This window comes from Schaalia sp. 19OD2882 (assembly GCF_018986735.1).
In the GTDB taxonomy this organism is placed as follows: Bacteria; Actinomycetota; Actinomycetes; order Actinomycetales; family Actinomycetaceae; genus Pauljensenia.
The window spans coordinates 287966-310895 of the sequence record NZ_CP065521.1; the positions used below are offsets into that span (position 1 = coordinate 287966).

At 67.3% G+C, this 22930-nt stretch carries 25 protein-coding genes and 1 tRNA gene; 20 read left to right on the forward strand and 6 right to left on the reverse strand.

What is annotated here, in order from left to right; all coding sequences use genetic code 11:
- The first annotated feature begins 155 nt into the window (after positions 1-155).
- Both I6B53_RS01200 and hemH read left to right on the forward strand, forming a co-directional pair.
- A tRNA-Thr gene (locus I6B53_RS01200) sits at positions 156-228 on the forward strand.
- A 385-nt stretch (positions 229-613) separates the two neighbouring features.
- Complete coding sequence (hemH, locus tag I6B53_RS01205; RefSeq protein WP_216765268.1) at positions 614-1642, forward strand: ferrochelatase; 1029 nt, start codon at positions 614-616, stop codon at positions 1640-1642.
- 99 nt (positions 1643-1741) lie between these two features.
- Here hemH and I6B53_RS01210 read toward each other — a convergent pair whose 3' ends face one another.
- The 3 genes from I6B53_RS01210 to I6B53_RS01220 are packed head-to-tail and all read right to left on the reverse strand — an operon-like array spanning position 1742 to position 4121.
- Complete coding sequence (locus tag I6B53_RS01210) at positions 1742-2203, reverse strand: MarR family winged helix-turn-helix transcriptional regulator (RefSeq protein WP_216764481.1); 462 nt, start codon at positions 2201-2203, stop codon at positions 1742-1744.
- Positions 2203-2910: a CE1759 family FMN reductase gene (locus I6B53_RS01215; protein ID WP_216764482.1), complete on the reverse strand. Its 708-nt coding sequence runs from the start codon at positions 2908-2910 to the stop codon at positions 2203-2205. Before I6B53_RS01215 ends, I6B53_RS01210 begins: the two co-directional genes overlap by 1 nt.
- Entirely contained in the window at positions 2907-4121 is a 1215-nt protein-coding gene (locus I6B53_RS01220) for a CE1758 family FMN-dependent luciferase-like monooxygenase (RefSeq protein WP_216764483.1), read from the reverse strand. The genes I6B53_RS01215 and I6B53_RS01220 overlap by 4 nt, the downstream gene beginning before the upstream one ends.
- Before the next feature lie 349 nt (positions 4122-4470).
- Here I6B53_RS01220 and I6B53_RS01225 point away from each other — a divergent pair, with 349 nt between their 5' ends.
- From I6B53_RS01225 to I6B53_RS01245, 5 genes are all read left to right on the forward strand, one after another.
- A complete protein-coding gene (locus I6B53_RS01225) occupies positions 4471-4797 on the forward strand; it encodes an Lsr2 family protein (RefSeq protein ID WP_216764484.1) in 327 nt (108 codons plus the stop codon).
- Between the two features lie 260 nt (positions 4798-5057).
- The gene (locus I6B53_RS01230; RefSeq protein ID WP_216764485.1) at positions 5058-5795 is read left to right on the forward strand and encodes a phosphoglyceromutase; all 738 of its coding nucleotides are present in this window, start codon (positions 5058-5060) and stop codon (positions 5793-5795) included.
- A 165-nt stretch (positions 5796-5960) separates the two neighbouring features.
- Positions 5961-6515, forward strand: a complete 555-nt coding sequence (locus I6B53_RS01235) for a CarD family transcriptional regulator (protein WP_216764486.1) — start codon at positions 5961-5963, stop codon at positions 6513-6515.
- Between the two features lie 17 nt (positions 6516-6532).
- Positions 6533-7288 (forward strand): 2-C-methyl-D-erythritol 4-phosphate cytidylyltransferase, encoded by a 756-nt coding sequence (locus I6B53_RS01240; protein WP_216764487.1) that lies wholly within the window; start codon positions 6533-6535, stop codon positions 7286-7288.
- A gap of 151 nt (positions 7289-7439) precedes the next feature.
- A complete protein-coding gene (locus I6B53_RS01245; protein ID WP_216764488.1) occupies positions 7440-8834 on the forward strand; it encodes an MFS transporter in 1395 nt (464 codons plus the stop codon).
- 86 nt (positions 8835-8920) lie between these two features.
- On the opposite strand, the gene ispF is transcribed toward I6B53_RS01245, so the two are convergent.
- Positions 8921-9424 carry a 2-C-methyl-D-erythritol 2,4-cyclodiphosphate synthase gene (gene ispF, locus I6B53_RS01250; protein ID WP_216764489.1) on the reverse strand — a complete coding sequence of 168 codons (504 nt, stop codon included), beginning with the start codon at positions 9422-9424 and terminating at the stop codon, positions 8921-8923.
- Positions 9425-9506: 82 nt separating this feature from the next.
- On the opposite strand from ispF, the gene thrC reads away from it, so the two are divergent.
- A complete protein-coding gene (thrC, locus tag I6B53_RS01255; RefSeq protein ID WP_216764490.1) occupies positions 9507-10979 on the forward strand; it encodes a threonine synthase in 1473 nt (490 codons plus the stop codon).
- On the opposite strand, the gene I6B53_RS01260 is transcribed toward thrC, so the two are convergent.
- Positions 10939-11262, reverse strand: a complete 324-nt coding sequence (locus I6B53_RS01260) for a hypothetical protein (protein WP_216764491.1) — start codon at positions 11260-11262, stop codon at positions 10939-10941. The genes thrC and I6B53_RS01260 overlap by 41 nt on opposite strands.
- A gap of 140 nt (positions 11263-11402) precedes the next feature.
- On the opposite strand from I6B53_RS01260, the gene cysS reads away from it, so the two are divergent.
- From cysS to I6B53_RS01300, 8 genes are all read left to right on the forward strand, one after another.
- Positions 11403-12854 carry a cysteine--tRNA ligase gene (gene cysS, locus I6B53_RS01265; RefSeq protein ID WP_216764492.1) on the forward strand — a complete coding sequence of 484 codons (1452 nt, stop codon included), beginning with the start codon at positions 11403-11405 and terminating at the stop codon, positions 12852-12854.
- A gap of 46 nt (positions 12855-12900) precedes the next feature.
- Positions 12901-13926: an ImmA/IrrE family metallo-endopeptidase gene (locus tag I6B53_RS01270; protein WP_216764493.1), complete on the forward strand. Its 1026-nt coding sequence runs from the start codon at positions 12901-12903 to the stop codon at positions 13924-13926.
- Positions 13927-13979: 53 nt separating this feature from the next.
- On the forward strand, positions 13980-14351 hold the full coding sequence (locus tag I6B53_RS01275; RefSeq protein WP_216764494.1) for a hypothetical protein: 372 nt from the start codon (positions 13980-13982) through the stop codon (positions 14349-14351).
- A gap of 179 nt (positions 14352-14530) precedes the next feature.
- A complete protein-coding gene (rlmB, locus tag I6B53_RS01280) occupies positions 14531-15520 on the forward strand; it encodes a 23S rRNA (guanosine(2251)-2'-O)-methyltransferase RlmB (protein WP_216764495.1) in 990 nt (329 codons plus the stop codon).
- A 188-nt stretch (positions 15521-15708) separates the two neighbouring features.
- A complete protein-coding gene (locus I6B53_RS01285; RefSeq protein WP_216764496.1) occupies positions 15709-16062 on the forward strand; it encodes a hypothetical protein in 354 nt (117 codons plus the stop codon).
- Positions 16063-16151: 89 nt separating this feature from the next.
- Entirely contained in the window at positions 16152-17195 is a 1044-nt protein-coding gene (locus I6B53_RS01290; RefSeq protein WP_216764497.1) for a hypothetical protein, read from the forward strand.
- 141 nt (positions 17196-17336) lie between these two features.
- Entirely contained in the window at positions 17337-18323 is a 987-nt protein-coding gene (locus I6B53_RS01295; protein ID WP_216764498.1) for an SPFH domain-containing protein, read from the forward strand.
- A gap of 8 nt (positions 18324-18331) precedes the next feature.
- Positions 18332-18550 carry a hypothetical protein gene (locus I6B53_RS01300; RefSeq protein WP_216764499.1) on the forward strand — a complete coding sequence of 73 codons (219 nt, stop codon included), beginning with the start codon at positions 18332-18334 and terminating at the stop codon, positions 18548-18550.
- A gap of 50 nt (positions 18551-18600) precedes the next feature.
- On the opposite strand, the gene I6B53_RS01305 is transcribed toward I6B53_RS01300, so the two are convergent.
- Positions 18601-19158, reverse strand: a complete 558-nt coding sequence (locus I6B53_RS01305; protein ID WP_216764500.1) for a hypothetical protein — start codon at positions 19156-19158, stop codon at positions 18601-18603.
- A 274-nt stretch (positions 19159-19432) separates the two neighbouring features.
- Here I6B53_RS01305 and I6B53_RS01310 point away from each other — a divergent pair, with 274 nt between their 5' ends.
- Genes I6B53_RS01310 through I6B53_RS01325 form a run of 4 tightly spaced genes read left to right on the forward strand, consistent with a single transcriptional unit; the run spans position 19433 to position 22870 of the window.
- Positions 19433-20716 carry an adenylosuccinate synthase gene (locus I6B53_RS01310; RefSeq protein WP_216764501.1) on the forward strand — a complete coding sequence of 428 codons (1284 nt, stop codon included), beginning with the start codon at positions 19433-19435 and terminating at the stop codon, positions 20714-20716.
- Positions 20717-20752: 36 nt separating this feature from the next.
- The gene (locus I6B53_RS01315) at positions 20753-21652 is read left to right on the forward strand and encodes a hypothetical protein (RefSeq protein WP_216764502.1); all 900 of its coding nucleotides are present in this window, start codon (positions 20753-20755) and stop codon (positions 21650-21652) included.
- Position 21653: 1 nt separating this feature from the next.
- Positions 21654-22238, forward strand: a complete 585-nt coding sequence (locus I6B53_RS01320) for a hypothetical protein (protein WP_216764503.1) — start codon at positions 21654-21656, stop codon at positions 22236-22238.
- Positions 22235-22870, forward strand: a complete 636-nt coding sequence (locus I6B53_RS01325; protein WP_216764504.1) for a hypothetical protein — start codon at positions 22235-22237, stop codon at positions 22868-22870. The genes I6B53_RS01320 and I6B53_RS01325 overlap by 4 nt, the downstream gene beginning before the upstream one ends.
- The last annotated feature ends 60 nt before the right edge of the window (positions 22871-22930 follow it).

A 22930-nucleotide genomic window follows, 5' to 3' on the forward strand; every position in this document is an offset into this window, starting at 1 on the left:
GCACGGGCCCCGCCCTCGTCATTGACGAGGGCGGGGCCGGGGCCTGTGTGAGGCGAACCATGACACCAGGGGTGCTGGCGGGTTTGCCGAGTCGGCTTCCGGCCCCCTAGAGTGTGGACGTTGCCTGAATGCCCGTTGCCGGAACAGCAGGCACCGCCGCCTTAGCTCAGTCGGCAGAGCGATTCACTCGTAATGAATAGGTCGTGGGTTCGATTCCCACAGGCGGCTCGAGCTGGATGTCCCCCCACCTGCGAATGCGGGTGGGGGGACATTGACATGTGTGCCGGCTGTCCGCAGGTGTGGTGTCGGTGCCGCGTTGTTGCCGACGTTGTGACCCTGCTGCCGACGGTGCAGCGTCGGTAGGGGGCTGCGGCGTCGGTAGGAACGGGCCCAAGCCCGCCGATGTGGGTGTTTCAGGGCGAAGTGTTCGTCGGGGGTGACAGTGGCGGGCGTTCTTCACGCACTCGCGGCCCCGCCCTCTCCCTCGCCCTCGAAGGCGGAAGGATGGACGAATCTCGCGAAGGGGCGGACGAATCTCGCGGGGTGTCGGGGTGAGGGTGAGTTCTCGGGTACAGTGCTCGTCATGACAGAAACCCAGGTCGTGTCAGAAAAGATGACAGGAGTGTCAGAAACCGTCTCTGACCCGGCACGACGCCCGGTCGTCCTTCTGGTGAACCTGGGCACTCCCGAGGCCCCGACCCCCTCCGCCATCCGCCCCTTCCTGCGCGAGTTCCTCAGCGACCGCCGCGTGGTCGAAATGCACCCGTTGCTGTGGCGGCCAATCCTCGAAGCCTTCATCCTCACCATGCGCCCCGGTGCCATTGCGCCCCAGTACCGCAAGATCTGGACCGAGCACGGCTCGCCGCTCATGCACTGGACGCTTCGTCAGGGCCAGCGCCTCCACGAGGTCCTCGGCGACGAGGTCGACGTGCGTGTCGCCATGCGATACGGCTCCCCGTCGATCGCCTCGGTCCTCGACCAGTTGCACGCCGACGGTCACCGCCGCCTCCTGGTCCTGCCGGCGTATCCGCACTACAGTGGGCCGACCATCGGCTCGGTCCTGGACGAGGTCGCCCGCTGGACGCTGCGCACCCGCGACGTGGTCGAGATGCGGTGTGTGCGCAGCTTCGAGGACGACCCCGCCTACATCGACGCCTTGGCGCGTTCCGTCGAGCAACACTGGGAGCAGGCCGGCAGCCCCGCCTTCGCCGCCGGAGAGCGTCTGATCATCTCCTACCACTCGATCCCTGTGGCCATGCACGAGGGCGGGGACCCCTACCGGAGCCAGTGTGAGACGACATCGGCGCTGCTGGCCGAGCGCCTGGCAGTACCGAAGGGCGGCGTCGTCATCACCTATCAGTCCGTCTTCGGCCGTGCCGAGTGGATCGGCCCGGCAACCATCGACACCGTCAGGGATCTGGGCGCGGCGGGCTGTTCCCGAGTGGATGTCATCTGCCCGGGCTTCATGGCGGACTGCCTGGAGACCCTGGAAGAGATCGACCAACTCAACCGTGAGACCTTCACTCAGGCCGGCGGCGGCGACTTCCACTACATCCAGTGGGCCAACGATTCCGAGGGGTGTGTGCAGGCCCTGGCTGCGCAGGTGCGGCGCCACACCGCAGGCTGGATCGACCTGGCTTGAACGAGCCCGATCCGACCTGCGCGTCGGCCAGGAGCAGCGGATCAGCACCGCACACGCCCCGGCCATGCTCTCGAACCTTGACCAGGTTGCCCGAATCCTTCAGGCCTTGGTGGTGCCGTGGCTCGGGTCCTCAAGGCGTTGCGCGATCCGAGTGAAGACGGCCTCCAGGGTGTCGGCCTCTTCCTGACTCATCTCGTCCAGGGCGAGGTTGCGCACCAGACGTTTGTGCAGGTCGGCGGCCTCGCGCCAGAGGGACTGCCCGGCGGGGGTGATGGAGATGAGCCCGCCGCGTTTGTCCGACTCGCAGGCGAGCCGCTGCACCAGCCCGCGTTCGGTGAGGCGCTTGACGGTGTGCGTGAGTCGGGAAGGGCTGAAGACCACCTGCCTGGCCAGTTCTCCCAGGCGGATGCCCTCAGGGCCGGAGCGTTGCGCGGACAGCAACACGTTGTACTCGGGCATGCTCAGGTGGTGTGCGGCTTTGAGTTCAGCCTCGATCCGGCTGGCCAGGCGCGCGGTGGTCGTGAAGTAGACCTCCCAGACGTGGGCGCGCGAAGAACCCATCAACGGCCTCCTCCCAGCAGGGTCTCGAAGTCGACGAAACCGGGCCACTTCGCAGCCTCGCCGATTTGCCCGGTCGCGTCCTGCCGGGACGACTCCGTCGCAGTGGCTCGATGGTCAGGCGTGATGGATGCGGACCCGTCGCGGCTCTCGACGGGCAGGCGGGTGACGAGTTCACGTGCGGCACGGGCCACGCGGCGCCCCAGCGCCTCGCCGGCCCGCCCGTCGGAGTCGCCGGCGTGGGCGCCCCAGTCCTCGGTGGCCGCGTACAAGGAGGTGGGCACAGGGTCCGCGTGAAGGTGGGTGGCCAGTGGGCGCATGGCGATCTCGGTGACGAGGGCGTGGCGTGGCGTCCCGCCGGTGGCCCCCAGGAGAACGGGTTTTCCTTCGAGGCCGCCCTCGGGCAGGGTGTCGACGAAGGACTTGAACAGGCCCGAGTACGACGCCTGGTAGGTGGGGGTCAGCAGAATCAGGCCGTCCGCCAGGGCGACCTGCTCGTGGGCGCCGGCGAGCGCCGCCCCGGGGAACCCGGTGAGCAGGTGGTCCATGATGTCGTGGGCCAGCGGGCGCAGGTGCACCCACGTGACTTCCACGAGCAGTCCCAACTGTGCCGCAACCTCTTGCAGATGTTCCTCCACGAGGGCGCCCAGGCGAGCCGTGGAGGCGTGCTCGGAGGTTCCGGCGTGGACGATGGTCACATGGCGGGTCATCGCGCGACCTCGCCCTCGTTCTCGGAGGTTCCGGTGGATTCGGCGGACCTGGCGGACCAAGGACGGCCGGCCCGCACCTCCTCGCGGATCCGTCCGGCGTCTTCCAGATGGGCGGTCACCGAGGACGCGGCACCCACGCCGACGCGCGCCTGGAGGCGGGCCGCATGGGTGGGCGGGTCGGAGGGGACGCCGGGTGCGCGCAGGGCCTCGAACTCGGGGCGCAGCTGTTCGACCACCTCACCGAGCATGTCGATCTGCTCCAGGACCGTGCGCAGAGGCAGCCCCGCGTGGTCGACGAGGAAGAGCTGACGCTGGTAGTCGCCGACAAGGTCGCGCAGGGCCAGCGTGCGTTCGATGACTTGGGCGGGTGAGCCGACGGTCAGCGGAGTGTCCCGCATGAATTCCTCCATCGACGGGCCGTGGCCGTAGACGGGGGCGTTGTCGAAGTAGGGGCGGAATTCGGCGATGGCGTCCTGGGACTTCGGACGCATGAACACTTGGCCGCCAAGGCCCACGATGGCGCGTTCGGCCGGCCCGTGTCCATGGTGTTCGAAGCGCTCGCGGTACAGGGCGACCATGCGGGCGGTGTGCTCGGGCGGCCAGAAGATGTTGTTGTGGAAGAAGCCGTCCCCGTAGTAGGCGGCCTGCTCGGCGATCTCGGGGGAGCGGATCGAGCCGTGCCAGACGAAGGGGGCGATGCCGTCCAAGGGGCGGGGGGTCGCGGTGAATTGGCGCAGTGGCGTGCGGAAGCGTCCCTGCCAGGTGACGACCTCCTGGTCCCACAGTTGGCGCAGCAGGGCGTAGTTCTCCACCGCCAGGGCGATGCCGTCGCGGATGTCCTTGCCGAACCACGGGTACACGGGGCCGGTGTTGCCGCGGCCCATCATGAGGTCGTTGCGTCCGCCCGAGACGTACTGGAGCATCGCGTGGTCCTCGGCGATCTTGACCGGGTCGTTCGTCGTGATGAGGGTGGTGGCGGTGGAGAGTTTGAGGGTGGTGGTGGCTGCGGCGATGGCGGCCAGGGTGGTCGTGGGGGAGGAGGACCAGAACGGCGGGTTGTGGTGCTCTCCCAGGGCGAAGACGTCGAGGCCGACCTCTTCGGCGTGGCGGGCGATGGTCAAGGTGGCGGCGATGCGCTCGGCGTCGTCGGGCGTGTGGCCGGTGGTGGGGTCGGTGGTCAGGTCGGAGACGGTGAAGATGCCGAATTGCACGGGAGGCTCCTGGGGTCGGTTCCTGAGGGTCGCTACGGGAGCAAGTATTGCAGAATTCAACTACTTGGGGCAAGGAGAGGGGTGTCACACTCCTTGGACACCCTCTTCCGGTCATTGTCATTGGCGGGGTGGGGCGGGGCGGGGTGGGGGCACACTTTGGCGAGGGCGGGGCGCAGGCGCGCTCGACGTTCCGCTGGATCGTGCGGCCAAAGGTGGGAAATGCGGTGCCGTGTGAAGAATGTGCAATTTGAGGATGCTTTCTGACGCAATGTGTTCTACGCTTGTGGGTAATGGTCGCGAAATAGCGGCTTCAATGCCCGGGGAAGCATTCTGGAAGGGGAAAGAGAGCATGAAGAAGACCCAGGTGGTCCTCATCGACGACATTGACGGATCCGTGGGAGAATCCACCATCCCGTTCTCGTTCAAGGGCGTCAACTACGAGATCGACCTGTCGGCGGAGAATCTGGCGAAGTTCGAGTCCGAGCTTGCCGAGTGGATCGGTGCCGCACGTCGCGTCGGTGGACGGGCCATCGGCACCCGTGGCCGCAAGTCTGCCGGAACGGGTGGGCGCACTGCGCAGATCCGCGAATGGGCCCGCGGGCAGGGCCTCAAGGTTTCCGACCGTGGTCGTATTCCTGCGGAGATCGTCGAAGCCTTCGAGAAGGCCAACGCCTGACCCGAGGTGCGAGGGCCCCGGATTCACCGACGTCGCGTCGATGAATCCAGGGTTCGTCGCGTCCGGAATGCGCAGTGCCCGGGGCGCGCATTCCCGCCCTCGTCCCCCCGGCGGGGTGGAGGAATCCCGAATCGGTGACATTGAGAGGGCGATGTCCGGGGCAAGTGTCCGCTTGCCCGGACTCCCGGGCCTCGGTGGGCATCGACGCCGCAGTGCCCGGGCCCATGACAAAGAGGTGTCGCCAATGGAACAATGGGGCCATGACCTACACATTGGTGCTGCTCCGCCACGGCGAGAGCGAATGGAATGCGAAGAACCTGTTCACCGGCTGGGTTGACGTGCCCCTGTCCGACAAGGGACGCACCGAGGCCGCGCACGGCGGCGAGCTGCTCAAGGAGGCTGGCGTCCTGCCCGACGTCCTGTTCACCTCGATGCTTCGTCGCGCCATCATGACCGCCAACCTTGCACTGGATGCCGCGGACCGCCACTGGATCCCGGTCCTGCGTCACTGGCGTCTGAACGAGCGCCACTACGGCGCCCTGCAGGGCAAGAACAAGAAGGAGATCCGCGACGAGTACGGCGAGGACCAGTTCATGCAGTGGCGCAGGTCCTACGACGTGCCGCCGCCCGCCATCGAGGCCGGCTCGGAGTTCTCGCAGGACACCGACCCGCGCTACGCCGGTGAACCGATCCCCGCGACCGAGTGCCTCAAGGACGTCCTGGAGCGCCTCCTGCCCTACTGGGAGGAGACCATCGTCCCCGAGATCCGCACCGGCAAGACCGTGATGATTGCCGCCCACGGCAACTCGCTGCGCGCCATCGTCAAGCACCTCGACCAGATCTCCGACGACGAGATCGCCGGTGTCAACATCCCCACCGGTGTCCCGCTGGTCTACGAGCTGGACGAGGAGACCCTGCAGCCCGTCAAGAAGGGCGGTCGTTACCTGGATCCCGAGGCCGAGGCGAAGATTGCCGCCGTGGCCAACCAGGGCAAGTGACCCAGCCGCCCACGCGCGGCGCCGGGGCCCCGACCATCACGGTCGGGGCCCCGGTCTTTTGGCCTCCGACCCGCCACCGGCCCTGACAGTGTCAGGCTCATTCGGGCCGGGCGAGGGGCAGATGCTAGTATGGAACCCGCTGCGCACAAAATTCAGGGGGTCCTCATGTCTTTCGCCATCGGTCAGACTGTCGTCTACCCGCACCACGGGGCGGCGACGATCGAGGAGATCGCGACCCGTCAGATCCGAGGCGAGGAGAAGACCTACCTGACCCTGCGCGTGTCCCAGGGCGATCTGACGATCAAGGTTCCCGCCGAGAACGTCGACCTGGTCGGGGTCCGTGACGTCGTCGACGAGGAGGGTCTGGAAAAGGTTCTCGCAGTCCTGCGCGCTCCCTACGTCGAAGAGCCCACCAACTGGTCGCGCCGGTACAAGGCCAACCAGGAGAAGATCGCCACCGGCGACATCGTCAAGGTCTCCGAGGTCGTGCGCGACCTGACCCGCCGCGACGACCAGAAGAAGCTTTCCACCGGCGAAAAGCGGATGCTCACCAAGGCCCGCCAGATCCTCACCTCCGAGTTGGCCCTGGCGCGCAACATCGACAAGGCCGCCGCCGCCCAGCGCCTCGATGAAATCCTGGCCGAAGGCCGCATGGACGAGGATGCGGCGGCAGCGGAGGACGCCGCAGGCACCGCCCAGCCCACGACCTCCCAGGACTGAACGCCGCCGAGTTCGTCATGAGCTCCGCCCGTCGAGTCCTCGCGGTTCTCACCGCCGCAGGTTCCGGTACGCGCCTCGGCTGTGACGGCCCGAAGGCCCTGGTGCCCGTCGGCAGCACCCCCATGGTGGTCCTGGCCGCCCGCGGCCTTGCCGAAGGCGGGGTCGACCGTGTCGTCGTCACCGCCCCCGAGTCGGACATGGACGCATTCCACGACCTCTTCCCCGATGGCGTCTGCCCCGGTCACGAGGGCGTGGCAGTTCGCGTGGTCGCCGGTTCGCCCCTGTCGCGCCAGGCGTCGGTGAAAAACGGCCTGGATGCTCTGGCCGAAGACGACAGTGACCTTGCCGATTCGGTCATCCTGGTCCACGACGCCGCCCGGCCACTGACCCCCGCCTCGGTCACCGCCCGCGTCATCGCCGCCGTGCGGGCCGGACACGACGCGGTGATCCCCGCCATGCCCGTCACCGACACCCTCAAGCAGGTCGACCAGAGCCCCGCCGACGGGGCCTCCAGCCTGGTCCTGGTCACGCCCGACCGTTCCCGTCTGGTCAGTGTCCAGACCCCACAGGGCTTCCAGGGGCGGGTGCTCCTCAAGGCCCACCACGACGCGGAGGCTCGCGGGTCGAATGAAACCACCGCCGCCACCGATGACGCGGGCCTGGTCGAAGCGGCCGGAGGGCAGGTGCACGTGGTCCTCGGATCTGCCGACAGTCTCAAGGTGACCACCACGGTGGACCTCGCCCTGGCCGAGATGCTCTCCCCCGCACGCTGACGCTCCCAGCCGTCGAGGCGGCTCCGTCCTCGTCGCACGACCGGCGGACCGGATCTTCTTCGAAGTCGGATACACCCGTGTTCACTGGCGCCACCTGCACGCGTGATAGCGTCATGGCGATCAAGTCCTGTGAGGCTCGAAGGAGCAGCGAATGTCCGACTCCGCAGCGCACGCGGGCGCACCCGCCCCTCAGGCCGCGCCGGCCAAACGCAAGCTGCTGACCCGTCGAGTCGTCGAATGGTCCCTGTGGGACTGGGGCTCGGCGGCATTCAATGCGGTGGCCACCACCTTCGTCTTCTCCAGTTACCTGACCACGGACGGCAACTTCACCGACGAAGCCACCGCGTCCTCGCACCTGTCCCTTGGCCTGACACTGGCGGGACTGGTCATTGCCGCACTGGCCCCCATCACCGGACAGCGTGCGGACCGGCGCGGCAAGGGCGGAGTCTGGCTGGCCTGGTTCACGGGGATGGTCGTCCTGTGCCTGCTGGCCATGTTCTTCATCTACCCGCAGAGCCCCTTGGGAGCCACCAACGCCCTGTGGCTGGGCATCGGCCTGCTGGGTCTTGGCAACATCTTCTTCGAATTCGCCTCCGTCAGCTACAACGCGATGCTCAACCACATCGCCCACAAGGAGGACATGGGCCGCGTGTCCGGGATCGGTTGGGGTGCCGGCTACCTGGGAGGCATCGTCCTGCTGCTCATCACCTACGTCGGTTTCATCTCTCCCGAGGTCGGCTGGTTCGGGGTGACGGGCGAGAACAGCATGAACGTGCGTGTCACCATGCTCACCGCAGCCCTGTGGTTCGCCGTGTTCTCCCTGCCGGTGATCCTTCACCCGCCCAAGCCTTCCCGGATCGACAGGGCCACCGCCACGTCCAAGGAGAGCCTGCTGGACTCCTATCGGATGCTCTGGGCCACTGTGCGCTCCCTGCGCAGGGAAGCGCCGCACACGCTGTTCTTCCTGATCGCCTCGGCCGTCTTCCGCGACGGCATGGCAGGAGTGTTCACCTACGGGGCGATCATTGGAAAGACTGTCTTCGACTTCAGCGCGGGCGACATCCTCATCTTCGCCATTGCCGCCAATGTGGTGGCGGGTGTGGCCACCTTCGCCTTCGGCTTCCTGGACGACCTGCTCGGACCCAAGTGGGTCATCGTCATCGCCTTGGTGTCGATGATCGCCTCGGGCACGGGCATCTTCATCCTGCACGAGAGGGGCCCGATCGTCTTCTGGATCCTGGGGCTGATCCTGTCCGTCTTCGTGGGGCCCGTGCAGTCGGCCTCGCGCTCACTGCTGGCCCGTATGATCCCCAATGGCCGCGAGGGCGAGATCTTCGGCCTGTACGCCACGACCGGACGCGCCGTGTCCTTCATGGCGCCCGCCATGTACCTGCTCTCCCTGACCCTGGGCGCCCTGGTCATGGGCGCCGGGGTCGAGTACACCCACTGGGGCATCCTCGGCATCGTCACGGTGCTGGCGGCGGGTCTGGCGTTGACTCTGCCGGTCAAGGTCGAGGCCGCCCACCTGAACCACATGGCGGAGTGAGGCGCGGCGGGGCACCGTGCGAGGGAGCCGGCCGCGCACCTGCCCGCGCCTTTGCGAGCCAGGAGGGACGAGGACTGCCTGCCTCGTCAGCGGCGGACGACCAGGGCGCCGGCAATCGCCGCCAAACCCTCGCCCCGCCCGGTGAACCCCAGACCGTCGGTGGTCGTCGCACTCACCTGGACCGGGGCACCGACGATCCCACTCATCCGGGCGCAGGCCTCGGGCAGGCGAGCGGCCATGCGAGGACGCCTGCCGATGACCTGCACGGTGACATTGCCGATGGCCCAACCCTCCTGGTCGAGCATACGGACGACCTCGCGCAGGAAGGCCTCGCCCGAGGCCCCGTGCCATTGCGGCCGATCCGTGCCGAAGACGGTGCCCATTTCACCCAGGCCGGAGGCCCCCAGCAGTGCGTCGCAGGCGGCGTGCGCGGCCACGTCCCCGTCGGAGTGACCCTCCAGAGGGGTTTCTCCCGGCCACTCCAGGCACGCCAACATGAGGGTCTTGTCCTGTACGGCCTGCGGGTCCGTGGCGAAGGCGTGCACGTCGATGGCTTGGCCGACGCGGAAGGGAATGCGGGAGTCACTCATGGGCCAAGCCTATGCGCCCGGGCGAGGGTACCTCGGTGGACAGTCCTTTCGTGCGGGTACGGGCCGTCGATAGGATCGGTCCATGCGCTACCTGTCGACCCGGCACACCCCCGGCCAGTCCGGCGAGTCCTTCTGCGACATCCTGTTGGAGGGCCTTGCCCCGGACGGCGGACTCTACCTGCCAGAGACGTATCCGCAGGTGGATGCCGACACGCGCGCAAGATGGCGGACCCTGTTGGCCGAACAGGGCTACGCGGCACTGGCCGCCGAGGTGCTGGCCCTCTTCGTCGACGACATTCCCCGCGAGGATCTGCAGGCCATCTGCGCGCGCGCCTACCGCACCCCCGCCTTCAGCCACCCGGACATCGTGCCCGTCACCGAAGTGGAGGACGGGCTGTGGGTGGCCCACCTGTCCAATGGCCCCACTGCCGCCTTCAAGGACATGGCGATGCAGCTGCTGGGGGAACTCTTCGAATACGAGTTGGGGCGACGCGGCAACTGGCTGACCATTGTGGGCGCCACCAGCGGTGACACCGGGTCGTCCGCCGAATACGCGCTGCGCGGCCGCCAGGGTTTGTCGGTTGTCATGCTGACTCCCGCGGGTCGGATGACGGCCTTCCAGAGGGCCCAGATGTACTCCCTGCCGGATCCGAACATCATCAACGTGGCCGTGGACGGCGTCTTCGACGACTGTCAGGACCTGGTCAAGGCCGTGAACATGGACGCCGACTTCAAGCAGGAGTGGCACATCGGCGCCGTCAACTCCATCAACTGGGCGCGGGTCGTTGCCCAGGTCGCCTACTACGTGGCCACGTGGCTGAGGGTCTCCGGTCAGGTGGCGCCCCGTACGGGTGCGGACGCCGACACGATGACGATCTCCGTGTGTGTGCCCAGCGCCAACTTCGGCAATGTGTGCGCCGCCCACATTGCCCGTTCCATGGGAATCCCCCTTGACACACTCGTGGTGGCCACGAATGAGAACGACGTCCTGGACGAGTTCTTCCGCACGGGTGTGTACCGGCCTCGTCCGGGCAGTGAAACCTTGGCGACCTCCTCCCCGTCGATGGACATTTCGAAGGCCTCCAACTTCGAGCGTTTCGTCCACGACCTGTTGGGTGGGGACTCCCAGCGGGTCGCGGAGCTCTTCGGCAAGCAGCTGGAGCGCGACGGGGCCATCGACTTGTCCGATGCACCGGAGTTCGCGCGGGTGCGAAGCGACTTCGGGTTCGTCTCGGGCTCGTCCTCACATGCCGATCGCTTGGCGCAGATCGCGCGGGTCGAGGCCGAGGACGACTACTTGTTGGACCCGCACACCGCCGACGGAGTGCACGTGGCGCGGCAGTGGAAGAGGCGCGTGGAGGGGCCGATGGTCGTCATGGAGACGGCACTGCCGGTCAAGTTCGCCGAGACCATCCACGAGGCCACCGGCCACCTGCCGCCTGTGCCCGAGCGCTTCCAGGGCATCGAGGACGCGCACCAGAGGGTCGTCGACCTGGACAATGACGTGGAGGCACTCAAAGAGTTGATCGCCACCCGGGTGCGTCCCGGCGCCTGAGGTGACCTGTCGCGCCGCCGAAACGCACACGGGGCTGCGGATCCGTCTCGGCCAAGCACACGCCGATGGTGACGTCGACGGCGGCCGGCACCAGCGCCGGCCAGGAGATGTGGGTCATGGCGAATTCGTTCCACACCTCGACCAGCAACTCCCGTGTTGCGCTGCGAGCAAATGCCGCGCAACTGTGTGGGGCGAACACGGCGACGTACACGTGGGACGGGCCACCCACGGTGACGAATGGGGCGAAGACCCGACGGACGGCGCGGTGGCAGCGGCTCGTCACGTGCCCACGAAATGCGTGGCGGAAGTGGCGGATGTGGCGCCCACGTGCTTCACGCGCCGGCCCCGCCCTCGACCCCTGTCACGAAGGACCACGCGTCGACGCCTGGATCGCGCCTGGGCCGCCCCCGATAGGATCTGGGCATGACCCTGCACCTGCACGACTCCAAGACCGCACGGCTCCGGAGACTCGATCCGGTCACCCCGGGACGCGTCGGGATCTATCTGTGCGGCGCCACGGTGCAGGGCGCGCCCCATGTGGGCCACCTGCGCAGCGCAGTCGCCTTCGACACGATGGTCCGCTGGCTGCGCCGAGGAGGCCTGGACGTCACCTACGTGCGCAACGTGACCGACATCGACGACAAGATCCTCACCAAGTCCGCCGAGGCCGGGGCCCCTTGGTGGGCATGGGCCCACCGCTTCGAGCTGGAATTCGACCGGGCCTACCGGACCCTCGGCCTGCTGCCCCCCTCCATCGCGCCGCGCGCCACCGGCCACATACCCGACCAGATCGACTTGGTCCGCCGCCTGGTCGAACGGGGCCACGCCTACGACGACGGGCACGGCAATGTCTACTTCGACGTGCACTCCCTGCCCGACTACGGCTCACTGACCCGCCAGCGACTGGAGGACATGCGCACCACCGAGGACGACGCGCAGATCGACGCGGCAGTCGAGGCCGGAAAGCGCGACCTTCGGGACTTCGCCCTGTGGAAGGCCGCCAAACCCACCGAACCCGCCACTGCCTCCTGGGATTCGCCCTGGGGGAGGGGCAGGCCCGGCTGGCACCTGGAATGCTCGGCCATGAGCAGGCGCTACCTAGGTGACGAGTTCGACATCCACGGCGGCGGCATCGACCTGCGTTTCCCCCACCACGAGAATGAACAGGCGCAGTCGCACGGCGCAGGCTGGGGATTCGCGCGCTTGTGGGTCCACAATGCGTGGGTGACCACCAAGGGCGAGAAGATGTCGAAGTCGCTGGGAAATGTCTTGTCGCTGGAATCGTTGACCGCCGAGCATCCGGCGGTGGCCGTGCGCTGGGCGCTGTCCACCGTCCATCACCGCAGTGCCATCGAATGGGGGCCCGAGACCCTGCCGGCAGCGGCCGCCGCGTGGGCGAAGTTCTCCGGCTTCGTCGCGCGTTCGATCGACGTTGCGGGCGAGGCCGACCTTGACGAGGTCGCCCTGGCGCCCTCCGACCTGCCTGCGGGATTCAGTTCTGCCATGGACGACGACCTCAATGTCGCAGGCGCTGTGGCGGTTCTCCACGAACATGTGAAGCTGGGCAATTCTGCCATCGACGCCGGTGACGTGACGGCGGTGCGGCGCGAGCAGGTGCTGGTGCGCTCGATGTTGGACGTCATGGGTCTGGATCCTGCTTCGGCCCAGTGGAGGTCGGGTCTGGGACTCGGAGTGGGAGTGGGCTCTGCCGAGCGCGAGGCCCTCGATGCCTTGGTGCAGGCCATCGTCGGTGAACGCGCCCAAGCGCGTGCCGCAAAGGACTGGGCGCGCGCGGACGCCCTGCGCGACCGCCTGGCGGCCGTGGGGATCGTCCTGGAGGACGGACGTGACGGGGCCAGCTGGCACTTGGCGTGAGGTGTGCGGGCGGGTCCAGATGTCCAATGAGGCGGCCCAATGACGGGTGCTGCCAACACGGATCCGGCTTTTCCGTACGGGCAGGGGACTGGACCAGAGAGTCCTTGCTCGCCAGTGTGGCCTGGAGCGAACTGCGTTGACTCGCGTCGAATCGGGTGAGAGGAAGGTGTCGGCGATCGAGTTGCTGCGCATCGCCTCAGCCTTGGACACCACGCTTCTCGACCTGCTTTCGCAACCAGAGCCCACAGTGATGGCAGCCGGGGAATCCATCGTGGAAGAAGCCACGGCATCAGAGCGGGCGAAGTTCCGCGCGGAGGTGGAGATCGATCGGGCGTGGAGAGACCTTCAGCAGCTTCATGAGTGTGACCTGATCGAAGCAGTGAAGTTTCCATTCGATGCGCGTGGTTTGAGCTCCCGGGACGATGCGCGCAAACTTGCGAAGAATGTGCGGCGTTTCCTCGGTGTCGGCGACCGGCCCTTGGGGTCCATGTCGAACGTCGCCGCCGATCTCGGACTGTGGTGCCGCACAACCGAGGCGGACATCGATGGACTCTCCTTCACTCCTGAAGCCGGACTCGGTGTTGCCCTGATCGGAGAACATCTTGATCCGGGACGACGACGTGCAACTGTCGCCCACGAAATCGGCCACCATGTCAGCGGCGACACTTGTGAGCGGTCGAGCCATTACTTGCGGAATCCTGACGCTGAGGCGCTCGTCGATGCTTTCGCGGCCGAGCTGCTCCTTCCGTCGGCCGTGGTGCGGAAGAACAGGTCTCCTTCGCGCAATGACATGGTCAAGTTGGCTGTGGACTACAGGGTCTCGTGGTCCTTGGTCATTGCGAGTGCTCAAGAGGCCGACGTCGATCTTTCAAAGGTTGATCCGATTGCGATCCCAGTTGACAACGACTTCTACGGGGCCGTGGGCCACAAGCCCGAAGAGGATGTCACGCCACCGGGACTGGCGAGCAAGTGGGTCATGGCGTGCGTCACAGCGGTCGAGAAGTGCCTCATCACCACGGGGCGCCGGGCCTCTGAGATGACACTCGGAGTCTACGAGGTCCGAGGTGAGTGAGCGCGCCTCCGTGTGGGACGCGACGGGGCTTCTCCACGCTTCAGCGTGTGGCCATGTGGATTGGCTTCTTGATGCTGCAGGGCCGGAACGCCGACATCTTGTTCCACCGGGCGTTGTGGAGGAGCTTGAACGGCTGGGTCACAGCCACAGCTCAAACCGAGGATGCCGTCGCGATCGTCGATGATCGCGAAGCGCAGCGAGTCATCAAAACGTGGACACCGAAGCTCGAGGTTCATGGTGTTCTCTGGGCAATTTCGCGCGGAGTGCAGGAGGGGCGCGTCGAAAGCGCGCAGGCCTACAGTGGGCTTTGTGACCAGATGCTGAAGGCGCACGAGGGAGACGAATTCAGCGCTCTTCGCCGGCCAATTCGGCCCGGAGGCTTCTTCGCGTGGTACCAACAAGCCTGCGACGACGGTGAACTCTGACCTTGGTGTCCGATCCGCCGGGTCGAGACCAACCCCACGTATCGGCGCTTCGTGGCCACAATCCCTGACGGTAGGCTGGTCGCAGCACACGGGCGGACTCCCGGAAGGGCGCTGCGCCCTCGTCGCCCCAACACTGGAACGAGCGGGCACTCCCGCCATCGGCGAGCAGCGGAGGAATCATGGCAGGCAATGACGGGCGCAGGGGCGCCGTGCGCAAGCCGGGCTCGAAAAAGGGGGCCAAGGTCGGCACCGGCGGGCACTCCCGCAGGCGCCTGGAAGGCAAAGGCCCCACGCCGAAGGCCGAGGACCGCACCTACCATCCCGCGCACAAGCGCAAGCTCGCCCGTCAAAAGCGTGAGGAACAGGAGGCCGCCATTGCGCGCGCCCGCGCCAAGTCCTCGATCCGCATCCCCGCCGGCCACGAACTGATCGCCGGACGCAACCCCGTGGCCGAGGCCGCCCGGGCCGGAGTGCCCTTCTCGCGCGTCTTCGTCCTCGGCAATGTCAAGGACGACCGTGTCGAAGAGGTCGTCCGCCTGGCCTCGTCCATGGGGGCCCCGGCCTTCGAGGTCACCCGACGCGACTTGGACGTGGCCACCGACGGAGCCGTCCACCAAGGGGTCGCTGCCGAGGTCCCGGAATACCAGTACGCCGAGGTCCAGGACCTCGTCGCCGACTCCCAGCAGCAGATCGACCTGCCGCTGCTCATCGCCTTGGACCAGGTGACCGACCCGCACAACCTGGGGGCCGTTCTGCGCAGCGCCGGAGCCTTTGGCGGCGACGGGGTCATCATCCCCGAGCGTCGCAGCGCCGGAGTGACCGCCACCGCGTGGAAGGTCTCGGCAGGCGCGGCCGCACGGGTGCCCGTGGCCCGGGCGACGAATCTCGTGCGTGCCCTGGAGGAGTGCAAGAAGGCGGGATTCTTCATCGTCGGCCTGGACGGGGGAGGTGACGCCGAACTCCGTGGTCTGCCCTTGGCGGAGTCCCCGCTGGTTCTCGTCACCGGCGCCGAAGGCGCGGGTCTGTCGCGGCTGGTGCGCGAGACCTGCGACCAAGTGGTCTCCATCCCGATCTCCTCGACCGTGGAGTCACTCAATGCGGCCGTCGCCACCGGCATCGCCCTGTACGAGGTCGCCTCGCTCCGGGCTGCTGCCGCCTCACGTGGCTGACCCGGCTCCGCTCTTCACCACATCCGCCCGACCTGCGAAATCGCAGGTCGGGCGTGGTCGTTCACGAGAGGGCGGGCCGATTCCCCACCGAGTGCGTGTATAAGAAGTTGTGTATCATCGGCGAATCCGCCTCGGATGCAATTTGGGGGAGACGAGCTTCCCTTCCGGGGCCGGAGAACGGAGTGACGATGGGGCTGCCCTGGATCGAGATCGTCGAGTGCCTTGATCCTGGCCCACAACCGGTCCTGTGGTGCCATCCGGATCCGGACGGGCGCATCAAGTCCGGCGTGCAATCGGTTGTCCGTGAGAACCGAGGTGCCCTGCTGCTCTCGCGCGGCGCCGCCTCCGGCGTCCACTGTGCGGGCACGCGCCACATCCCCGCAGTCGACCTCGTCGAACACATGCGGCGCCGAGCGGCCGCCGCTGCCAAGGACCGGTCGATGGCAGGAGCCGCATGCGCTCGCCCGGATCCCTCCGGCCCCGGCGGCGCGGGCAGGGCGGAGGAATCAAGAGGCCGCGCAACAGGATCCTCTCGCATGTGAGGCGGGCGGCGCGACGAGGCGTCACCGCCCACGACGCGGGTGTGAAGGGGCGACGCAGGCCGGATACGACAATCGAGGAGAACACACGGATGAGCACAGCGCTGAGCAGTATGCAAGCACTGGTCCCCAGGTTCGACACCTTCCTGGACCGTCTCACCCAACGAGCACACGAGGTCTGCTCCGAGGCGGCCGCCGCTGTCAACGAGCTGCGCAGCGCAGGCGACGAGGAGTCGATCCGCAGCGCGCAGAACCTGCAGGACGGCGTGACCTTGGACATGGACGAGTTCGCCGCGAAGGCCCATGCGGCCTTCGGTCAGCACTTCGGTCCCTACCAGGACGTTGACGAGGAGGCGGTGGAGCGACTCTACGCGTCCCTGGAGGAACGCCTCGACCGTTGGGAGGAGCACCTCCACTCCATCGCGGAAAAGGCCTTCACGGCCAGCGATGACGAGCAGATCCGCGCCGCGTGGGAGGCCGCAGTGGCCGACTGGCAGGCCGCTGCCGATGCCTTCCACTGCTCGCAGTGCTCCGCGCCGGTGGCCGTGCCCGAGCTCTACACGCAGGCCGTGTACCTGCCCTGCGCGGGTTGTGGCGCGCGCACGACCTTCACGCCCTCGTCCAACATGGTCGCCGCAAAGGGGTATGCGGACCTTCTTGCCGAGATCGAGTCCCGACACGCACTGGAGATGGCCGAGGAGGCCATGACGGACCAGGACATCGCCCCCGGTCTGGAGTACTCCTACCAGGCGAACTACATGGTCACCAAACAACGCAAGCTCCGTGACCTGCTGCCCTCGGCCGCAGCTGAGCGGCGCCCGCTGCTTGCCCCGGAGTTCGCCGACTGGGTGCGGATCCAGGAGATCCCGCTGGAGCCGATCGGCTACTGGCAGACCGACCTGGCCTACGTCAACATGCTCACGGGCCTGACGGACCTCATGAACGAGTGCCGCTGGGCCGGCCAGGACGAGGACGCCGAATTGGTGATCGAGATGGTGCAGGCCCTGGCGCGCCCCGGCTGCGAGGTGGTCAGTGCCATGGTTCAAGGAACAGTCACCCGTGACTTCCTCCTGCAGCACGCCAACGCGGCAATGACCCGCCCCTCCCTGCCGATGGACGACCACGACACCCTGTGACCAATCGCCGGGTGGGGCTCCTGCGAGGTGGTGGTCGATGGGGTGCCTCTTGCGCCACCCCAAAAAATAGCTATCATTTTGCTATTGGAGCGCCGAAGCCTCCGCAGGTCCCCCTCGGACGGCGCCCTCGAAGGAGCAATCATGGCTGAAAGGACCACTTCGTCCGCATTGGCTGACACCCCCGGCCTTGCAGGGCCCGGAGGGGACCAGCCCGGCACCATCACCGCACGCGTCGACATTTCTGAGAAGCCCGCATGGTCGGCTGGCGGAGGTGCGGCATTCCTCGTCCTGCTGCTCCTGCTGGCCGCAGTGGCCCTGTCCGTCACCGGGATCGTGCACGGTGCAGTCCTCGCCGACACCGACGACCCCGCCGCACCGGCCGTCATCGGTGGCGGCATTGCCGGCATGGTCGTGCTCATGTTCCTGTTCACCGCGTTGACCGTGGTCAGCCCCGGCCAGACCAGCGTGCGCCAGTTCTTCGGCAAGTACGTCGGCACCGTGCGCCGCACCGGCCTGGTCCTGGTCACCCCCTTGTCCAGAGGCAAGAAGGTCTCCGTCAAGGTCCACAACTTCGAGACCAGCGAGCTCAAGGTCAACGACTCCGACGGCAACCCCGTCACCATCGCCGCGATTGTCGTGTGGCAGGTGGCCGACACCGCCCGCGCCGTCTTCGCCGTGGAGGAGTACGAGGAGTTCATCAAGGCCCAGGCCGAGTCCGCCCTGCGTCATGTGGCCACCATCCACCCCTATGACGAGCCCGGCCCGGGGGAGACCTCCCTGCGCGGGGGCACCGAACAGGTCAGCGCCGAACTGGCGGCGGAGGTGGCCGCCCGCGTGGCCATGGCCGGCCTGGAGATCGTCGAGGTGCGAATCTCCTCATTGGCCTACGCCCCGGAGATCGCCCAAGCCATGCTGCAGCGCCAGCAGGCCGGAGCCGTCATCGCCGCCCGCGAGCGCATTGTCGAGGGCGCCGTCACCATGGTCGAGCAGGCGCTGAACCGCCTGGATGAGCAGGACGTCGTCAACCTGGACGACGAACGCAAAGCGCAGATGGTCTCGAATCTGCTGGTCGTCCTGTGCTCGGACAGCCGGGCGCAGCCGATCGTCAACGCCGGCTCACTCTACTGAGGCTTGGCGTGGCCCAGAAGTACGAGCGCAAGCAAGTCCTGCTGCGCCTGGACCCGGCCGTCCACGCTGCCGTTGCGGCGTGGGCGGCCGACGACCTGCGGTCGGTCAACGCCCAGATCGAGGTCATTCTGCGGCGGGCGCTCAAGCAGGCGGGTCGGGACGTGAAGGCTGCTCCCATGCGAGGGCGGGGACGTCCGCGCAAGGGAGCGGAGGCGGGTGACGGGTGACCGGGGCGGGGTCTTGGCCGTCGGGCGTGAAGGCGGCGTCCTTGTCGACCTCAGTGGGAGGTGCGCACCTGCGTGCGCATGGCCTCCCTCAAGGCGACACGACGATCCATGTTGAAGGGGTTCGGCGCCTCCAACTGGCCGGTGGCAATGGTCTCCATCCCATCGCGCAGGACCCCCGCGCGCTTGAGGGGCACCACCATCGACTCCATTGGCCGCAACAGTTCCGCCTTGCGGGCGACCCAGTGCGTCGAGTGGTCCCCGACGTCCGGGAAGTGCGTGCACAGCACCTCCGAGACGTCGCCCGTCGGCATCCACTTGCCCGCGACAGCCAATCGCAGGACGTCGTGTTGGCGACGCACCCACTCCAGTGACAGCAGGAAGGGGAAGCGCTCGATCGTCTCCGCCGAGATCGTCGCATGGGGGACCTCACCCCATCGGAACATCGTGCCACTCCACTTGCCCTCGCCGTCAATGGCTCGGTCGAGGTCCCAGTCGTCGAGGATCCACCCGTGGCCCAGCAGGTGCTCGCGCGCAATGGCCAGGCTCTGCTCGGGCGGGCACGCGGTGATGAAACGCCTGGTCGGCAGGATGTCGAAGAGGTTGGACATGCGTTGGGCGTCTCCTTCCCGCTCGATCGGTGCCGACCACCATTTTCCGCCCGGAGCCCTCTGCGCGCATCTCCGTCCGCCCTCGTCCCTGCCCGCACCCATCCAGGGGAGCCTTCGCAGGACCCGACACCGCTCCACACGCGGCTCACCGGAACGGTTCCGCCCCGGTGGACGAGGGTGAGCGCAACTCACGTGCCCCGTCTAGGATTTCATCGGTAGGACCCCCGTCCTTCCAGGGCCGCAGGGTCCTCTCCCGTCGAGCCAGGAGCATTCGATGCCAGCCGTGATCGTTCTGGGCGCCCAGTGGGGCGACGAAGGCAAGGGCAAGGCCACCGACCAGCTCGGTCAACGCACCGACGTCGTCGTCAAGTTCAACGGTGGCAACAACGCCGGGCACACGGTCGTCATCGACGGCGAGAAGTATGCGCTGCACCTGCTGCCCGCCGGCATCCTCTCAAAGGGCGTCACCCCTGTCATCGGCAACGGCGTCGTGGTCGACCTGGAGGTCCTCTTCGAAGAGCTTGAAGCGATGACCAGCCGCGGCGTCGACGTCTCGCGCCTGCTGATCTCCGCGAACGCCCACATCATCCCCAGCTACAACCGCCTGGTGGACCGTGCAGTGGAAAAGTCGCTGGGAGAGCGCCAGATCGGAACCACGGGGCGCGGCATCGGCCCCACCTACGCCGACAAGATGAACCGCATCGGCATCCGCATCCAGGACCTCTTCGACCCGTCGATCCTGGGGCAGAAGGTGCGCAGCGCCCTCAAGTCCAAGAACCTGACCCTCACGGCGATGGGCCTGGACCCGGTCGACCCGGACACGGTCATCGAGGAACTGCTCTCCTACGCCGACCGCGTGCGTCCGATGGTCGTGGATGTCTCCCTGTTGGTCAACAACGCATTGGACGAAGGCAAGACGGTCCTTTTCGAGGGCGGCCAGGCCACGATGCTCGACATCGACCACGGCACCTATCCCTTCGTCACCTCCTCCAACCCGACCGCTGGGGGAGCCCTGACCGGAAGCGGTGTGGGACCCACCCGTATTGACGCAGTCGTCGGCGTGGCCAAGGCGTACACGACCCGAGTGGGTGAAGGCCCCTTCCCCACCGAGCTCACCGACGAGGTCGGCCGGGCCCTGCGGCAAAAGGGCGGCGAGTTCGGTGTGACCACGGGCCGCCCGCGCCGCTGCGGCTGGTTCGACGCGGTAGTCGTGCGCCACGCGACCCGCGTCAACGGGCTCACCGACATCTGCCTGACGAAATTGGACGTGCTCACCGGCTACGAGACGATCCCCGTGTGCGTGGCATACGAGGTCGACGGCGTGCGCACCGAGGAGATGCCGCTGGACCAGAGCGGCTTCCACCACGCGGTGCCCGTCTACGAGAACCTTCCCGGCTGGGAGGAGGACATCACCGGCGTGCGTTCCTTCGAGGACCTGCCTGCCAACGCCCGGGCCTATGTCACACGTCTGGAAGAGCTCTCGCGCTGCGCGATCTCCTCCATCGGGGTGGGCCCCGGTCGAGAGGCGACGATCGTGCGCACCCCGATCCTGGACTGAGACCCACTGGACGAGGACCTGGAAGAGGTGACTCGCATGGACCGCACCCGGCGACCGGCTCCGCGCCATGCGCGGATCCCGGAATCCCCCGAACAGGTGCCAGCCGGGTCGGACTCCCGTCCTTCCCCTCGCCATCGTGCACACGAAGCTGCGGAGCCGACCTCCGCGATCGAGTCCGCCCCGCAGGCCCGCGCGCCGGAGCCCACCGGCGATGCAGAGGTCGCCGAACCCACTGAAGGCACCCAGGAAGCGGCCGCCCCCGAGGAGTCCTCGTTGACCAAGGCGGCGCTGCTGTACAAGCGTTTCGGCAAGGTCGCCACCGCCCGCAATGCGCTGGCACTGCTGGCCGCACTCGTCGTCGCCTGGACGTGGGTGACGGGCGGCATGGACTCCGTCCTGGCCAAGGCGGCCGATCGCACGCCCGTGGTCGACGCCGGCCAGTCAGTGACAGCCACCCCCTTCAAGGTCGAGGTCACGCAGATGTTCTGGAGTGATGACGCTGCGCCCCTGGAGGATTCCTCGCTGCGCGACACCCTGTACCTGGTCGCAAAGGCCCGCATCGACACCACCGCCCACATGCCGCTTCCCACGGTCCAGTTGTCGGATTCGATGACCGTGCGCATCCTCGGCCAGGACTTGGCGCCCCAGTCGCCCTTCTTCTCGAATATCGCGACGAAGGACGGGTCCTTCGGTGGCCCGACGGTGTACAGGGCGGTTGACCACGGAGCCGTGAAGAACTTCCAACCGGCGATGCCCCAGGACTACTGGTTGGTGTGGTCGCTGCCCGTGTCGACCCCGCGGGCCACGGAGCTGCGCATCGAATACCACGCTCTGACCTACCGGGAGTCCAGTCTGGACGGCTCCTGGATCTGGGCCGATCGCAGACCGGTTGCCCTGCAGGACGTACAGGTGGCCGCCGACGGAAGGGTGGAGTGAGGTGAATTGGAGAAGCCCGGCTGGCGCGCTGCTGTCGGTCCTTGTCGTGGCCGCCCTGGCCTTCGGCTCATGGCTCGAGACCGTCCTGCCCTCCACCGACGACATCCTCGACAAGCCCTTCGAACACCACGCACGCATCGACGACCAGGTGGAGATGCGCGAGGTGAAATTGCGCGTGCGATCCGTGCGTGCGGCCTCATCCGTCGTCTCCGAGGACGATGACCGGTACCGCACGACGGGTGTGTTCCTGGTGGCGGATGTGGTCTTCATGTCCACCAGGGACCCGGTGAGGCTCTCGAACATGCAGGTGCGAACGACATCAGGTCGGCTCTACGCGGAATCGGTGACACGCAACTCCTGTGGCCCGTCCCAGACCGGCGTCCCGGTGCGCTGCGTCGTCGCATTCGAGATCCCCGAGCGGGACCTTGCCGGGGCCAAACTCTTGATCCCCACTCCGCGTGGGGACATCACGGGGGGCGACGATCTTGCCGTCATCGACTTGGGCATCGTGGACGGCTCCGCCCTGCTCGACCGGGAACAGTCCGGTGTGAAACTCACTGACGCCACCTACTGGGAGGACCAATGATGTCCTGGCTCAGGCTCAATGCGTGGGGGCTGGCGCTGCTGATTCCCGCAATCGCGCTGGCGGCAGCAGCGAATTCCTACCGCTACGTGGTCCTGTACCGTCCCTGGTTCGAACAGCGCGAAATCGTCCAGTCCGGATCACTGACATTGGCCTCCGACGATCAGGCCTCCGGCGCCACCGGGCAGGTTGCCGCCTTCACTCCCGTCCTGGTGGAGAAGGTTGCGGAGCAGCCCGAAGAGGGGCCATTCTCGGGCCCGCGCCGTACCATCGAGGGCGTGCAGTTGTGGCATGTCGCCGTCGAAGCCTCTGCGCCGACGGACATGGACCTTGCCGGGTGCGAGCTGAGCCTTCGTGACGCGCAAGGACGGACCTTCGACGAGGGACTGGCCACCTTCGCCGCCAAGAGCAGAATTCTGGGCCGCCCGGATGGGAAGTGCGCACCTGCGGGCAAGGCGGGACCCGGCGTCAACGTCGACGGAACTCCCATGCCGATGTCGAGCGGCGACGAGCGTCCGCAGAAGTGGACCAAGGACCTCTACGTGGCCGTCCCCGAAGCGCTCACACCGACTCATCTGGTCGTGAAGTGGCAGTTCAGACCGCAGACCCACGTGGTTGAACTGCCTTCCCACTGAACAGTCGACGAAGTGGGCAGTCGACAAGCGGACGAGTCGTACCGGGACCCGGGAAGAGGA

What these genes read in the sequence shown, in the direction of transcription:
- I6B53_RS01215 (WP_216764482.1), bottom strand. Translation starts at nt 2,910, where the DNA reads ATGACCCGCCATGTGACCATCGTCCACGCCGGAACCTCCGAGCACGCC.
- I6B53_RS01245 (WP_216764488.1), top strand. Translation starts at nt 7,440, where the DNA reads ATGTCCGACTCCGCAGCGCACGCGGGCGCACCCGCCCCTCAGGCCGCG.
- I6B53_RS01210 (WP_216764481.1), bottom strand. Translation starts at nt 2,203, where the DNA reads ATGGGTTCTTCGCGCGCCCACGTCTGGGAGGTCTACTTCACGACCACC.
- I6B53_RS01290 (WP_216764497.1), top strand. Translation starts at nt 16,152, where the DNA reads ATGAGCACAGCGCTGAGCAGTATGCAAGCACTGGTCCCCAGGTTCGAC.
- I6B53_RS01310 (WP_216764501.1), top strand. Translation starts at nt 19,433, where the DNA reads ATGCCAGCCGTGATCGTTCTGGGCGCCCAGTGGGGCGACGAAGGCAAG.
- I6B53_RS01230 (WP_216764485.1), top strand. Translation starts at nt 5,058, where the DNA reads ATGACCTACACATTGGTGCTGCTCCGCCACGGCGAGAGCGAATGGAAT.
- I6B53_RS01275 (WP_216764494.1), top strand. Translation starts at nt 13,980, where the DNA reads ATGTGGATTGGCTTCTTGATGCTGCAGGGCCGGAACGCCGACATCTTG.
- cysS (WP_216764492.1), top strand. Translation starts at nt 11,403, where the DNA reads ATGACCCTGCACCTGCACGACTCCAAGACCGCACGGCTCCGGAGACTC.
- I6B53_RS01285 (WP_216764496.1), top strand. Translation starts at nt 15,709, where the DNA reads ATGGGGCTGCCCTGGATCGAGATCGTCGAGTGCCTTGATCCTGGCCCA.
- thrC (WP_216764490.1), top strand. Translation starts at nt 9,507, where the DNA reads ATGCGCTACCTGTCGACCCGGCACACCCCCGGCCAGTCCGGCGAGTCC.
- I6B53_RS01325 (WP_216764504.1), top strand. Translation starts at nt 22,235, where the DNA reads ATGATGTCCTGGCTCAGGCTCAATGCGTGGGGGCTGGCGCTGCTGATT.
- ispF (WP_216764489.1), bottom strand. Translation starts at nt 9,424, where the DNA reads ATGAGTGACTCCCGCATTCCCTTCCGCGTCGGCCAAGCCATCGACGTG.
- I6B53_RS01295 (WP_216764498.1), top strand. Translation starts at nt 17,337, where the DNA reads ATGGCTGAAAGGACCACTTCGTCCGCATTGGCTGACACCCCCGGCCTT.
- I6B53_RS01225 (WP_216764484.1), top strand. Translation starts at nt 4,471, where the DNA reads ATGAAGAAGACCCAGGTGGTCCTCATCGACGACATTGACGGATCCGTG.
- hemH (WP_216765268.1), top strand. Translation starts at nt 614, where the DNA reads ATGACAGGAGTGTCAGAAACCGTCTCTGACCCGGCACGACGCCCGGTC.
- I6B53_RS01235 (WP_216764486.1), top strand. Translation starts at nt 5,961, where the DNA reads ATGTCTTTCGCCATCGGTCAGACTGTCGTCTACCCGCACCACGGGGCG.
- I6B53_RS01240 (WP_216764487.1), top strand. Translation starts at nt 6,533, where the DNA reads ATGAGCTCCGCCCGTCGAGTCCTCGCGGTTCTCACCGCCGCAGGTTCC.
- rlmB (WP_216764495.1), top strand. Translation starts at nt 14,531, where the DNA reads ATGGCAGGCAATGACGGGCGCAGGGGCGCCGTGCGCAAGCCGGGCTCG.
- I6B53_RS01315 (WP_216764502.1), top strand. Translation starts at nt 20,753, where the DNA reads ATGGACCGCACCCGGCGACCGGCTCCGCGCCATGCGCGGATCCCGGAA.
- I6B53_RS01305 (WP_216764500.1), bottom strand. Translation starts at nt 19,158, where the DNA reads ATGTCCAACCTCTTCGACATCCTGCCGACCAGGCGTTTCATCACCGCG.